Below are 12,952 nucleotides of genomic sequence, written 5' to 3'. Positions count from 1 at the left end.
TAATTTGCCCACAACCGCACTATAATAAAAGAAAGCAATTTACCTTAGGCACGCAGTATGAGTATAGGCACCTGGTCAGCAGACCCAGCAGCATCACAATCCATAACCATGAGCGAGCAACTATTACAGAGTTTTATCGCCCTAACTGAGCAACAGCAGCTGGATGATTTAAGCCAACAACTATCAGCGCAGGAACAGGCCGACTATGCACTGCTAATGCGTCAAAACCTGGCATTCTGGCAGCCCCATGTACAAGAGCTGAGTGATGCTGAAATAATCGCTTTAATGAAGTTTTTTACCAAAGCCGAGCAACTGCCCGGCTGGGATGCCGGCGATCAATCGCCAGTTATAGCCCTAGGAAAGATCTTAAAACAACGAGGCACAGGCATTAATAAAGAGCTAAGCCTATGGATTAAAGCCAATAGTAATAACCGCTTTTTGCCACATGGCAGCCTGTTATAAAACGGGCTGGCCAACATGAGTTAAACCCGGTTATTTTTTCTTATTGGCATTAAACGCAGCCAATTGCTCTGGGGTGGACTCTAATTGATATTTCTCTTTCCACTCGTCATAGGGCATGCCGTAAACAATCTCCCGCGCCTGCTCGTAGTTTATTGCTTGTTGGCGCTCGTCCGCCTCGGCCACATACCACTTCGACAAGCAATTACGGCAAAAGCCCGCCAAATTCATTAAATCGATATTTTGTACATCTTTACGGCTGTCAAAATGGGCCAATAAGCGACGAAAAACCGCCGCCTCTATTTCTGTTTGGGTCTTCTTTTCCATATCTTCCACTCTTTTTTTAGTTCAAAACACTATGGCTTAGTGCGGTAAAAAAGTATGGGCCACAAACACCCCAGCCCGCAAGGTTGAGGTAACATTTCTCAGCAAAAAGCATCGCAAGGGGATAAATGCCGATTTATTTTACAAAAGATCAAAAAAATAATGCCTATTTGTTTAATTTCCACCACTTATTTTCTATTTTCACTTTCCTCACGCAAAAAGCCGCGTATAATTCGCTGGTTTTTTAAACAAACCTTTTGAACCTTTATAATTAATTTTTTAATGAACGTAAGGACAAAACTATGGCCGCTGCAAAAAAAGCTGCAAACCCTGTTGTTGAAATAGAAAAAGAAATCGCTCAGTTAAAAGCTAAGCTAGAGAAAGCCCGCACTGCTCAAGCTGCTAATGCTGAAAAAGCGGCAACTAAAGCTGCTAAAGACGCTGCTAAAGCCAAAACAGCCAGTGCTGCTGCTGCTAAAAAATTAGCTGCTGCTCAAGCTAAAGCCAAAGCCAAAAAAACTGCTGCTACTAAAGCTGCCGTTGCCAAGGCTAAAGCTGCTGCGGCCAAAGCTAAAGCTGCTGAAAAAGCGGCTAAAGACACTGCCAGCGCCCTTAAAGCTGAAGTTGCTGCTGCCAAAGCGGCCCTGAAAGCTGCTGCTGCTGAAGCCAAAACTGAAGCTGCTGCTAAAAAAGCGCTTGCTAAGAAGGAAGCTGCTAAAGCCAAGAAAGCTGCTGCCAAAGCTAAAATAGCTGCTAAAAAAGCCGCTGCCAAAGAAAAAGAAAGAGCTAAAAAAGCTGCTGCCAAAGCTAAGCTAGCTGCTAAAGCTAAAGCTGCTAAAGCCAAAGCCGCTGCTAAGAAAGCTGCCGCCAAAGAGAAAGAAAAGGCCAAAAAAGCGGCCGCTAAAGCTAAAGCTGCTGCCAAAAAAGCCGCTGCTAAAGAAAAAGCGAAAGCCAAAAAAGCTGCCAAAAAGCCTGCCGCTAAAAAAGCAGCCCCTAAAGCTGCCAAGAAGCCTGCTGCTAAAAAAGCCGCTAAAAAGCCAGCTGCTAAGAAAGCCAAAAAAGCTTAATTAGCCCGCGCTAATAAAAAAGCCCGCTGCTAGCGGGCTTTTTTATGCCTGATGACTTTGCCACTGTGCTTATTTGGCAAAGGCCCGCAGGCTGTAAACATCAAATCTTACCGCTTTACCGGCCAAACTGAAGCTGGGCTTTTGCTCCGCCAAAAAAGCAGATTTTTTTGGCCGTTTCACCACTACCCTATGCCTAGCCTTGGCTCTCGCGGCGGCTAATAGCTCACTGGCATCTTGCTCTTTGCCAACTATGGCGTGAAATGCGCGCATATCTTTTTTAACCAGCGCAGATTTTTTAGAGGGCGGGAACATAGGGTCTAGGTAGATTATATCGGGGGCGATGCTATCGCCAATTTGCGCCAAGTATTCCTGTGCCTCGCCCTGCCATAGCCGCATGCGGCTAGCGATTTCCTGCACCTCTCTATCTTCGCACTGGCTGGCTCGCAGCAGGCCATCGGCTAATAAACTAGCCACTACCGGGGAGCGCTCTAACATTTGCACGCTAAAACCCCAGCTAGCCAACACAAAGCTATCGCGGCCTAAGCCCGCCGTTACATCTAACACACTGGGTCGCTGCTGTTTACTGCCTCCCATGGCTTTCACAATAAGCTCGCCGCCACCCATATTGCGCCGATGCGCGGCAGTGCCAGTCACAAAGTCGACGCATACTGGCCCAGCTTTGCTGGCTAACTCTTTTACCCCTAGCGCCTGCTGAAAAAAACCTAAACCATATTCAGCCTGGCTGCAGGCTAAGTCATCGGCATTTAATAAGGGCAACTGTAATTGTTGGGCCAGCGTATGCAGTTGCGGCTGGTGATGATCATCCAGCAGCACAACAAGCTTGGAACAGGGCATAGGGTTTACTCGGGACGATGTAGGGTTTGCTTAAGTAATTCGGGGTCGTTTTTTGCCAGCAGCGATTCTAAATGTTTACAGTTATTTTCTAAAGCTTCCATATATTTATTAGTACCGCCAAAGTGCGCCTCCACGTAGCGGTATAAACCCTGAAAGTGGCCGTCTAAACGCTCAGTAATTGTGGTTTTAATAAAGCCTGGGGTCTTGGCCAATAAATCTTCTGCCGAGCTGTATATGACTTGCTCGCTGCCATCGGCCATGCGCTGTTTTAACATGCCCCCTAGCTCAAATTCTGGGTACAAACGGTCACGGCATTTATTGAGGTAAGCCGCATCTGCCATTTGTGCCACCACATCGGCAGTGCCTATCATCGCCCCCAGTACTCGATGCTTGGGGTTGGCCAAAGTGATGGACTCGGGCGGTAACTCGTAACCGGTAAAGTGCACCAGCTTTTCGGCAATCTTCACCCACTGCGCCATAGCCACTAGAGGAAAATAATGGGCCATAAAGGCAGCGCTGCGGCTTACATGGGTTTTGGTGTACTCGGCCCCGTGACTAGTGGTTTTATCATCGCTGCTGCGTATATAGCCCGAGTCGTGAAACAGCGCCACGGCCATACCCAGCACCGCCAACTCGGGGCCTAACTGTTGCTCAGAGCTGTGGCTTTTATCGTAGCCATCCAATAAGCGCGCCATAGCCAGGCTTACATCTAGCACATGCTGCACATCGTGATAGGGGGTCTCGCAGGCTATGTAGCCGGGGTAATTACCGCTATACAGCGCGGCAAAGTCTTTATAGAGAGTGCTAATAATAGTGAAGTCATAACCGGGATAACGGACCGTCAAAATCCCCATCACAGCATTGCACACAGCCTGTGCATCGCTGACATTTACGGTTCCGGTCACATCCATAGTGACTTGTTGAGCGCAGCCTGCCATCTTCCCCCCGGCTTTTCCATATTTAGTCGTCGGCCACCGCTATGCTGGGCGATAACCGCTTTAATACGCGTTCACTATCGGCGATAGCGGTTACTCCATCGTATTGGCGTTTGGGTAGATTACTATCTGACAGGCCTAGTAGGAGTGGACGCCCGTCACAGGTTCGAATATTAATGCGTAAATTATAGACGTTGCGGCTGTAACCATGCTTATCGGTGACCTTAAAACGGCGTACGCTGCGGCCGGCACTGGCGCCAGTTTCACCGGTTAAGTAACAGTGTATATCACTGATTTTTTCACCGGAAAGCTCCAAGCCGTTTAAGGGGCTGGTGCGGCGACTGACGCGATCCACAAAGTTTTGGCTATCGACGGTAACCAAGTAGGCGCCCTCGCTCCTGGAGGTGGGCAACCAGGTATCTATATCACCTATAAAAATTTGCCCGGGCTGAGCCAGCTCTAACATACGGGCCAGCTCTATAGTGACATCGCCAACAATAAAACTATCCACCGCCCCGTTACCCGATTCGGTTTGGTAGAACTCATAGTGGCTGCCTATGTGAAAGCCCGTGCGCAGCAACGGCACATTGTTGGCGTTGACCCTGCGGCCTTTATTTTTTTGCTGCATTTTACGGCGCGCTAAGGCGTTATCGGCCAGCACTAGCAACATAAAATAAAATAGATCGGCATTGCCCTGAGGTTTGGTATCCTGGTTCCAAATATAATAACCGTCACCCGTTGTGGTGCGGGAAAAGTTTACCTCCACCCCCGTGCTAAGCAGCTTTACTCTCGCCGAGTTTAAAGAATAGGACAGGCTGCTGAGCTGGCTGATTTGCTCAAAGGAAGTAGCCCGAGAAAAATCACAAATATCAAATAACAGCACACCACGGTTTTTAACATAATTGAGGCTATAGCGCTGTACCAGCTGATCAATGGCTTTGCACACGGCCAGCTTTTTTGTCACCGGTACCGGTAATTCTAAGGTTTGTATTTCTAAGTCAAAACGTTTAGCGGTGCCGTGTAAATCTTCTACACTTAGCTGCCGGCCGCCGGAAATTAACTGGCGTATAAAGCGGCCATTAAGAGCATCTAATCTATCTACCGGCGAACAATCATTCAGGCTTTCGGTAAAATCACTTAAAAAATAATGAGGTACTACCAAAACCTCTATGCCAGCCTCCACCGCACACCAACATAAGATAATATTGCGGCCATGGCCCCATAGCTCATTAAACTGCTGCGCCAAAAGCTGCAAGTTTAGCTGCTGCACCTTGCCTATTTCAGCCGCTATGCTGGCATCTAAACCTAGCGGATTGGAATTTTCGTCTACCATAAACTCTTATGTCGTTATTGATGGTTTTAGCACGGCGTAACAACCGACCAAGCTACTGCTTTATAAATTCACAAACATTAAGCCCATACCACCGCCATTATGATGCACCACCTCCATAGGAATGGGTTGATCATTGATGACGCCGGTATAGCGCTTAATCTTTACATTTAGTACCGTGCCTACTGGCGGCGCAGTATTGGCCCCCAGTATTACAAACATACCACCATCCGATAAATCCCTGGCCTTAAGTTCGCAGTGGCCAAAACTGGGGTGGCTCAGCTCTACCAGAGCCGAGCATTCAGCCCGTACATATTTGCGCTGCTCGTCCATTATTCACCTTTTGCTTAACTTTCTTCTTTGTTATTAGTAGTAGCATAATAGCTAATATGAGCAATAGTGCTTATTAAGGCCTAATTAAGGCTGTGCTGCAAGCCCCATAATCATTACAATAGAGCGCAAATTATTGCCCATTATGTATTAATGAAATTACTCATCGCCCTGTTAGCCAAATTGCCTTTGGCCTCACTATACAAACTTTCTAACGGTTTATATTGGCTAGCTTACTATCTGGTACGCTACCGCCGCGACATCGTACGCAGCAATCTTAGCCAGGCTTTTCCCGACAAAAGCCTGGCCGAGATTATCCGCATAGAAAAAGATTACTACCGTTTTATTTGCGATAACTTTATGGAGGCTATCGCCTCCCAAAACATCAGCGCCGAGGAGTTGGCCTCGCGCTTTGAGTTTACCAACCTAGAACTCATCCAACCCTATTTAGATAACAAACAGTCTTTACAGCTGCTGTCTATACATCAGGGCGGTTGGGAATGGCTGGTGCAGCTGCTGCCCTATAAACTTAAGGCCCCGGTGGACGCCATCTACAAGCCCTTACACGATGACTTTTTTGATGCCATTTTTTTAGCCAACCGCTCCAAGCTAGGCACGCAATTAATCCCCTCAAGTAAAGCTATGAAACACATCTTGCGCAAGCGCAAAGAGTTTCACCTGATTACTATGACGGCGGATCAAGCCCCTATAAGAAAAGACAAAAAATATTGGCAGATGTTTTTTAACCGCCCTGCGCCCTTTTATTTAGGCAGCCAAAAAATTGCTGAGTTAACTCAAAATCCAGTGGTGTATTTTGCCGTACACAGAGTCAAGCGGGGCTATTATAAGGTGACTTTTGAGATTATTGCTCAGCCGCCCTATGCCAAAAACAGCTATCAAGTATTAGATAATTATATTGCCGCCATGCAGCGCGCCATTACTGCCCAGCCCGAAACCTGGCTATGGAGTAATCGCAAATGGCGCCGTAGCCCCAGTGGTGATAGTAGTGATATTTTTGCCGAGGATTTTCCCAAACATCAGTACCTGCCTGAGCAAAATCAGCCTTAGCAACTCAAGCGAGCTAATCAATAGCCAGCCAGTCAAAGCCCTGATCTTGCTTAGCCAGCAACAAAGGCTGGTCGTCGCCATAGACTTCCACAATGGCATTGCGGGCTAACATTTCAGTATTATTTTGCTCGCTGATATGGGAGATCACCAGATGCTGCAGTGGGTCAGTCTCTATCTCGCGCAGCAAATTAGCCGCCTGTATATTATTTAAATGTCCCCACTGGCCACCTACCCGGGTTTTTAGCGAAGGCGGATAAGGCCCCATGGCCAGCATGCGGCTGTCGTGATTGCACTCCAACATTAAACTATCGCACTGTTGATACTGCTGCACAATAAAGGGGGTAATGCTGCCCAGGTCGGTAAGCACCCCCAGCGTTTTTTGCCTATGCCTAAACACAAACTGACAGGGCTCGCGGGCATCGTGAGGCACCACCACAGGGGTGACTTCTATATCGGCAATATGAAAACTTTGGTGGGTATTAATCAGATGGCGGCTAGGTAATTTAGCCACGCCCTTGTGCTGGGCGGTGCCGTGCGTCATATAAACAGGAATATTGTAACGGCGCGCCAAGGGACCTACGCCGGCAATATGGTCGCCGTGCTCATGGGTGACCAAAATAGCCGTGAGGTTTTCTGGCTGGTGACCCAGCAGCTGCAAACGCCTAACGGTTTCCTTAATGGTAAAGCCGCAATCCAGCAGCAACAAGCCCTGCTGCGACTCTATAAGAGTCGCATTGCCTTTGCTGCCACTACCTAAAGAGGCAAAGCGCAGGCTCACTAACTCAGCTGCCGCTTAATCAGTTTTAATAATTTATTGGCTTCGCCTTCGGCAAAAGGCTGACCGTTGGGCTGCTCTATGCGTACTTCTACCGCTTGTTCATCGCGATCTTTCACCCGAATATGGTATAGCACACCCAGCTTTTTAGCGGCGCTGTCATCATCGCTAAACCAGCCAGAGAACCAACCCGAAAACCAGCCGCCATCTTCGTCTTCATCTTCATCGTCGGCTTTGTTGGGTATATAGCGCACATAGTAAACTTTTTCGCCTATATCCAAATCCGATTGCTTAAAGCCGGCTTTCTCTATGGCTAAGCCTAAAGAGGCCCAAGCGCGGTAAAAAGGCAGGCGCAATAATATATAAGGCTCGCTGCCATGCTGTTGCTCTATGCTAACCCGGCCGGAAGAATCCAAGGCCTGTTCAGCCAGCATAGATACCGAACCTTCTATCGCGGAGTCAGCTAAAAATTGTGCCAGCTGCGTCACTAAAGCGGTCTCGCGCTCAAAGCTAGTTGATTGGCTGGGCCACTGCGGGCCGGCAGCTATATCCATATGCAACACATACACTTCGCTGCTGCCGCGCTGCACCCCTTGCTCTATGCGCAAGCGGTAGCGCTCTTTAGGTAGCTCAGCATTAACCGGCTGTATCCACGCGGTTTCCAGCACACCTTTAACGGCATCGGTGCGCAATAAACCCACTCCACCCAGGTTAAAAAAGCTGCGCAGGCGGGGCCACACTTGGCCGGGCGAGCCGTTAACCAGTATCCACTGCTCGTCACCTAAGCGGTTAATGCGCACCGCCTCTCTATCCACTTCGGCACCTAAGGAATCCGGGCGCGGCACCACAAACTCGCCGCTCAATTCGGCGCGATCGGAAATGGCCGGGATCATATAGCCGTCATCAATGCTGTCGCTGCGTATGCCCGCTGGCAACTGCATGGGCGGTAAATCTTTAGACTTGCGGTAATCGTTGCTGCGGTCGCGAAAAATGCCGTCATCGCCGGTAAGCCAACCACAGGCACTAGTGCTTAGAACCACTGTTAGCAGTGCTGATATTTTTATACTTTTAGGGTTTAACAACGTTAATTACCTGTATTTAAGGACTTATAAAATGCCTGACTCTTGCATGGCCACGCGCACCACAGGCTCAAATTCTTTGCTCATTACCGTTAACGGTAGGCGCAGGGTCTCACCGATTAAGCCCATTTCATGTAAAGCCCACTTCACCGGTATGGGATTGGCCTCAACAAAAAGCTTGTCGTGCAGGGGCTGAATTTTTTGGTTGATTTGGCGTGCCAACTCAGCATCGCCCTTCAGCGCGGCCTCGCACATTTGCGCCATTTCAGCAGGTGCCACATTGGCGGTTACCGAAATATCGCCCTTGCCGCCATTAAGCATCAACTCTAGGGCTGTAGGGTCATCACCCGAATAAACTGCCAGTTGGTCGCCACAGCGTTGAATAAGTTCAATGCCGCGGGCCACATCGCCGGTGGCATCTTTAATGCCAATAATATTGCTAATACCTGCCAGGCGCAGCACCGTGTCGTTAAGCATGTCGCAGGCCGTGCGGCCTGGCACGTTGTATAAAATCTGGGGGATGGCTACCGCCTCCGCCACTGCTTTAAAGTGCTGGTACATGCCCTCTTGGGTGGGCTTGTTGTAATAAGGGGTCACTAATAAGCAGGCGTCGGCCTTGGCTGACTTGGCAGATTCGGTGAGTTCTATGGCCTCGCGGGTGCTATTGGCGCCGGTACCGGCAATAACAGGGATACGGCCATTAATATGCTCTACAGTATGGCGTATCACTTTGCAGTGCTCTTGCACATCTAGGGTGGCGGATTCGCCGGTGGTGCCTACGGCTACTATGCCGTGCGTGCCCTTCTCTAAATGCATGTCTAGCAAATCTGTTAGAGCCGCCCAATCAACGTCGCCGCTAGGGGTAAAGGGGGTTACTAGAGCAACAAGACTGCCCGCTATCATACATCTCTCCGGAAGGTCGTACCGGCGTATTACCCGTTTGCAAAACGCCAAAATAAAATAAGGGGCTATGGTACTGACAGGCTAGAGCAAGCTCAAGCTAGAAGCGGTAAATTAGCGCAATATCTGGCAATTAAAGCTCGCTAGTGTAGCTTTTTTGATTAAACTAGCACAAGCAAAGCCCAACTAACCTAACAAAGGAGAGCATCCCATGTACAAACATCACTACTTAACTTTGTTTTGTTTGGTCCTAGGCCTGTGTTTCAGCCTTAACAGCTCGGCCCAGCAGTGGCGCAAAGAGCCACTTACCGTCAATGATCAAACCTTTATGGCCGCCCAGCGCGACCGTATAGACGAGCTCACCAGGATACATTTTGGCCGCCAATTAAACGGCAAAAAAGACAATGATTTTGCCCTAATGCAGCGCCTGTTAGACGATAAAATCGTCAAATCTGATCAAGTCGCAATCTTACAGGCCATGGGCGTGGTTTTGGGCAATATACTCAAAGAACAGGAAGGCCTGAGCTGGACTATTTATATTGATCGCTATGGCCGCAGCCGCGCCTTAGCGGTGCCGGGCAAGCCCGATGTGGTATTTCCCATAACCATGATTTCTCGGCGCTATGAAGTCGGTGCCGAGGTCAACATAGAAGAGATTTACCAAAAAGCACTCGCCAGTGTTACCGCCATCAAAAAACAGATTATTGTGCCCTAACGCCAAAAATAAAAAACGCCACGCTTATCAATAACCGCTTATCAATAAGAGTGGCGTTTTATACACTCAGCATGCACTGCCTAAGCCGTCACCTGAGCCTTTGATTTTAACTTATTAAACACAGCACCTATGGCGCGCTCCATAAAACTGCGCTTTTCCAACACCACCAACTCTATAGTACCCGCCTGCATGCCTTTGGCCAGCTCCACACACGTCATCACCGCCTGCTTAACCCCGGCATTATTAACAAACATATAATTTGAGGTGACTCGGCTATACCAGGCCAGCTTCATTCTATCGCGGCCGCCATCTTCACGAACAAAATCAAACCAAGTACCAAAGGCAATATCTTTTAGGGCATCTAACTGCTGCTGCTCGGTTTCAGACAGCGCCTCTTTTTCCCGCGCCGCTACGGGTGCCAACTTGGCCTTAAGGGCCATTTTGGCTTGTTGGCGCTGTATGGCTGTTTGCGGCGGCTCCTGCTCAGTGGATTTTTGAGTTTCACTTTCCGGCACAGGCTCAGCTTTTGGCGCACTTACTTCGCTAGCCGCATTAGTTTTTTGCGGCTCGGCCTTAGCCGCGCTGCCGTCTAACACCAATTGATGGTAAGCCAGCTCTTGCGCCTCATGTAAGCTCAGCAATAGGCCTTTAGAGGCTTCAGGGTCATAACCCATGGCCAGCAAGCCCTCTTTAATAGAGGCCTCAAACTCATGCTGGCGGCGATGAAAATCTTCTTTGTTATCGACTGCTTGCTTTTTCTGTATGCTCCACACCACAGCATCAACAACTTTTAGTGCCGATTGCCAAGTACTACCCTCGTCACCGTGGCGCAATAAGTTAAACGCTAAAAAGTCAGTCCAAGGCTTTTGTAAAATAGCGGCGGCTTGCTGATCTATCTCGCCACTTTCAAAACGCACTAACACTTCTTCTTCGGCGCGATGGCGCGACAACTCCAAACGCTCCATGCCCAGCTGTGATTCGGTGTTGCGCTTTTCTACCATTTTTGAGCGTTTTTCTAGGTTTTCCCTAAAACGCTGAAAATCTTCTAACAGGCGATCAAAAATACTGTAGTCATCAACAAAGCCTTTTAATATGGTCTCTACTACTAGGCGTATTTTAGGCAGTACCGTTTTATCGTCCTCGTCTTTTACCCAACGCCCACCCACATCAGCCAGGCTATTGATTAATATACGGGCGCTGTGCTCATAGTTATCGATAAAGGTTTTATCCATTAACGCCAATTTAAGATAAGGGGTATGCAAATGGCTAAGCAATGACTTAACCGCATCGCTGAGGTTTTCATCATCCAGAATATAGCGAAAAATCATCCCCACTAAATCAACCGTATTGGCATCGGCGCCCGTCATTTTATGGCGTGATTTTTCATCACCTTGTTTTAATAACTGCTCTACAACTTTTTTCTCTACCTGCTCAGCAGGCATGGGGCGGTTTTGCGTCACCGCCTGTAAAACTTCTTTTGATTGCTGCACAGCACTTAGCGCTAAGGCGTAATCCATTTGCCCAAAGGCCGCCGCGCTACCATCACCATCGGTAGCTATACCCCCTAAGCTAACACCGCCAGCGGTATGCGTGCGCGGCCCCAGCTGGGCTTGTATAGCCTGTATGGCCTCAAACATTTTGCGCTGATTTTCTATGCTGGCGGGGCTTTCATGGGCGTGATCGGGCTCGGCCAACACTGGCGGGCTGGGCATGCCGCCATCAGCCTGTTGCTGCGCCAAAAATTTAAGATTGGGCAAAATACCCTTGGCTGATAGCTGCTCGTTTAATTGCTTTAGTGGCTTTTCAAACCCAATAATAAATAATTTGCCCAATTGCTTATAAACCAGCAGCCGAGCCTTACTCTCTAAACCTAGGGCATTGACCGCGGCCTGCAAGGCCTCACCCACCATGGACGGGGCAAAGGGGTTGTCCTCATCGTAAACCGGAGTGCCACTGCGCAATACCGACAGGCGTTTATTTAGCTTCCATAACGGCTCGGAATAGCGGCTATTCGATTTAGAAACAATCACCGAGATCGCTAGGTCATCTTCCAGCTTTTGGGTGTTAACCAGCGACAGCTCATCCACTGCCTCTTTCGGGGTTTGTGAAGCCACTACGCCATTGCTAAAGCGTTGATAGCAATCATTGAGCTGTTGATTAAAGGCATCGTGCATACTGCCGGAGTTTTTACGGCAAAGTTGCATGGCTTCGTAATAGAAACGCTGTTCGTCATTACTCTTGGCGGCATCAGAGTGCTCAAACAAACTATCGATCAACTTTTTTTCGGCTGCTACCAGTAAATTACTGTAGTAGCCGTGGGCGTACTCACGACAGTTATTCAATAGCTCCATTGGCGTTTATCTCTGATGTCTCATTGTTATTAGTTATTTAAGCGCCAGTTAAATTAGCGCAATAGTCTTTTAAAGGTAGCCTATTGTATTGATTTTAGAAGATAAATTCTTGGCTAAGAAACATTTTATTAAAGCCCTACACACTCTCTCGCAGCAACTGCTGGTACAAGTCCGCCAAATTAGGGTCCATGACCACTAAATAGACCTCTTGCAGGCTAGAATTATTATTAGCGAAATACGCCTTTAAGGCAGTGACAGCCTCAGTGCAGGCCAGCGTATGTGGATAACCATAAACGCCACAACTAATCGCGGGAAATGCAATGCTGGCCAAGCCCAGCTCATCCGCCAGCGCCAAGCTGTGCTGATAACAGCTGCGCAATAACGCCGCCTCATTCTTCTCACCGCCGTGCCACACCGGCCCCACCGTATGTATTACATAACGGCACGGCAAATCATAAGCCTGGCTAAGCTTGGCAGCGCCGGTTTCACAACCACCTAAGCCCTGGCACTCTGCCAGCAAGCCCGGACCCGCCGCCCTGTGTATAGCACCATCAACGCCGCCGCCACCCAGCAAGCTGTTATTAGCAGCATTGACTATGGCATCTACCGGCAGCTCGGTAATATCACCTAGCTGTATCACTATATTGGCCATAGCCTTGCTCCACAACCAGGTAAGTTTAGTTATTGCTTTCAAGCTGTAGCTTAGCCTATAAACCCGTCTAATAAGCTATTTAAAACTTGGCTGCTGCATTTAATAATTTAGC

The 12,952-nt window shown here is 48.6% G+C and carries 14 protein-coding genes; 4 read left to right on the top strand and 10 right to left on the bottom strand.

The annotated features are described in order from the left end of the window. Positions 1–57: 57 nt before the first annotated feature. Complete coding sequence (locus NO559_RS14810; RefSeq protein ID WP_258332653.1) at positions 58–462, top strand: hypothetical protein; 405 nt, start codon at positions 58–60, stop codon at positions 460–462. Positions 463–492: 30 nt separating this feature from the next. On the opposite strand, the gene NO559_RS14805 is transcribed toward NO559_RS14810, so the two are convergent. After that, entirely contained in the window at positions 493–786 is a 294-nt protein-coding gene (locus NO559_RS14805) for a DUF1244 domain-containing protein (RefSeq protein WP_258332652.1), read from the bottom strand. 299 nt (positions 787–1,085) lie between these two features. Here NO559_RS14805 and NO559_RS14800 point away from each other — a divergent pair, with 299 nt between their 5' ends. Then, positions 1,086–1,850, top strand: a complete 765-nt coding sequence (locus tag NO559_RS14800) for a hypothetical protein (RefSeq protein ID WP_258332651.1) — start codon at positions 1,086–1,088, stop codon at positions 1,848–1,850. A 69-nt stretch (positions 1,851–1,919) separates the two neighbouring features. On the opposite strand, the gene NO559_RS14795 is transcribed toward NO559_RS14800, so the two are convergent. The 4 genes from NO559_RS14795 to NO559_RS14780 are packed head-to-tail and all read right to left on the bottom strand — an operon-like array spanning position 1,920 to position 5,303. Beyond that, positions 1,920–2,705 (bottom strand): class I SAM-dependent methyltransferase, encoded by a 786-nt coding sequence (locus NO559_RS14795; protein WP_258332650.1) that lies wholly within the window; start codon positions 2,703–2,705, stop codon positions 1,920–1,922. A 5-nt stretch (positions 2,706–2,710) separates the two neighbouring features. Then, on the bottom strand, positions 2,711–3,643 hold the full coding sequence (locus NO559_RS14790) for a hypothetical protein (RefSeq protein ID WP_258332649.1): 933 nt from the start codon (positions 3,641–3,643) through the stop codon (positions 2,711–2,713). A gap of 22 nt (positions 3,644–3,665) precedes the next feature. Beyond that, entirely contained in the window at positions 3,666–4,973 is a 1,308-nt protein-coding gene (locus NO559_RS14785) for a hypothetical protein (protein ID WP_258332648.1), read from the bottom strand. Positions 4,974–5,033: 60 nt separating this feature from the next. Then, positions 5,034–5,303, bottom strand: a complete 270-nt coding sequence (locus tag NO559_RS14780; RefSeq protein ID WP_258332647.1) for a PilZ domain-containing protein — start codon at positions 5,301–5,303, stop codon at positions 5,034–5,036. A 150-nt stretch (positions 5,304–5,453) separates the two neighbouring features. Between NO559_RS14780 and NO559_RS14775 the strand changes: the two genes are divergently transcribed. Next, positions 5,454–6,368 carry a lysophospholipid acyltransferase family protein gene (locus tag NO559_RS14775; protein ID WP_258332646.1) on the top strand — a complete coding sequence of 305 codons (915 nt, stop codon included), beginning with the start codon at positions 5,454–5,456 and terminating at the stop codon, positions 6,366–6,368. Between the two features lie 13 nt (positions 6,369–6,381). Here the strand turns inward: NO559_RS14775 and NO559_RS14770 are convergent, their stop codons facing one another. The 3 genes from NO559_RS14770 to dapA all read right to left on the bottom strand — a co-directional run bounded on the left by NO559_RS14770 (position 6,382) and on the right by dapA (position 9,125). Next, positions 6,382–7,146 carry an MBL fold metallo-hydrolase gene (locus NO559_RS14770; protein WP_258332645.1) on the bottom strand — a complete coding sequence of 255 codons (765 nt, stop codon included), beginning with the start codon at positions 7,144–7,146 and terminating at the stop codon, positions 6,382–6,384. Next, positions 7,146–8,183 carry an outer membrane protein assembly factor BamC gene (gene bamC, locus NO559_RS14765; RefSeq protein WP_258332644.1) on the bottom strand — a complete coding sequence of 346 codons (1,038 nt, stop codon included), beginning with the start codon at positions 8,181–8,183 and terminating at the stop codon, positions 7,146–7,148. The genes NO559_RS14770 and bamC overlap by 1 nt, the downstream gene beginning before the upstream one ends. Before the next feature lie 66 nt (positions 8,184–8,249). Beyond that, on the bottom strand, positions 8,250–9,125 hold the full coding sequence (dapA, locus tag NO559_RS14760; protein ID WP_258332643.1) for a 4-hydroxy-tetrahydrodipicolinate synthase: 876 nt from the start codon (positions 9,123–9,125) through the stop codon (positions 8,250–8,252). Between the two features lie 208 nt (positions 9,126–9,333). On the opposite strand from dapA, the gene NO559_RS14755 reads away from it, so the two are divergent. Continuing rightward, entirely contained in the window at positions 9,334–9,837 is a 504-nt protein-coding gene (locus NO559_RS14755; protein ID WP_258332642.1) for a DUF3806 domain-containing protein, read from the top strand. A gap of 80 nt (positions 9,838–9,917) precedes the next feature. Here NO559_RS14755 and NO559_RS14750 read toward each other — a convergent pair whose 3' ends face one another. Next, the gene (locus tag NO559_RS14750) at positions 9,918–12,188 is read right to left on the bottom strand and encodes a DUF1631 domain-containing protein (RefSeq protein ID WP_258332641.1); all 2,271 of its coding nucleotides are present in this window, start codon (positions 12,186–12,188) and stop codon (positions 9,918–9,920) included. Between the two features lie 136 nt (positions 12,189–12,324). After that, entirely contained in the window at positions 12,325–12,882 is a 558-nt protein-coding gene (locus NO559_RS14745; RefSeq protein WP_258332640.1) for an O-acetyl-ADP-ribose deacetylase, read from the bottom strand. Between the last annotated feature and the right edge of the window lie 70 nt (positions 12,883–12,952).

It is taken from the genome of Dasania sp. GY-MA-18, from assembly GCF_024734385.1.
Taxonomy (GTDB): Bacteria; Pseudomonadota; Gammaproteobacteria; order Pseudomonadales; family Dasaniaceae; genus Dasania; species Dasania phycosphaerae.
The sequence above is the reverse complement of the archived record's forward strand: the minus strand, read 5'-3'. Positions and strand labels throughout refer to the sequence as shown.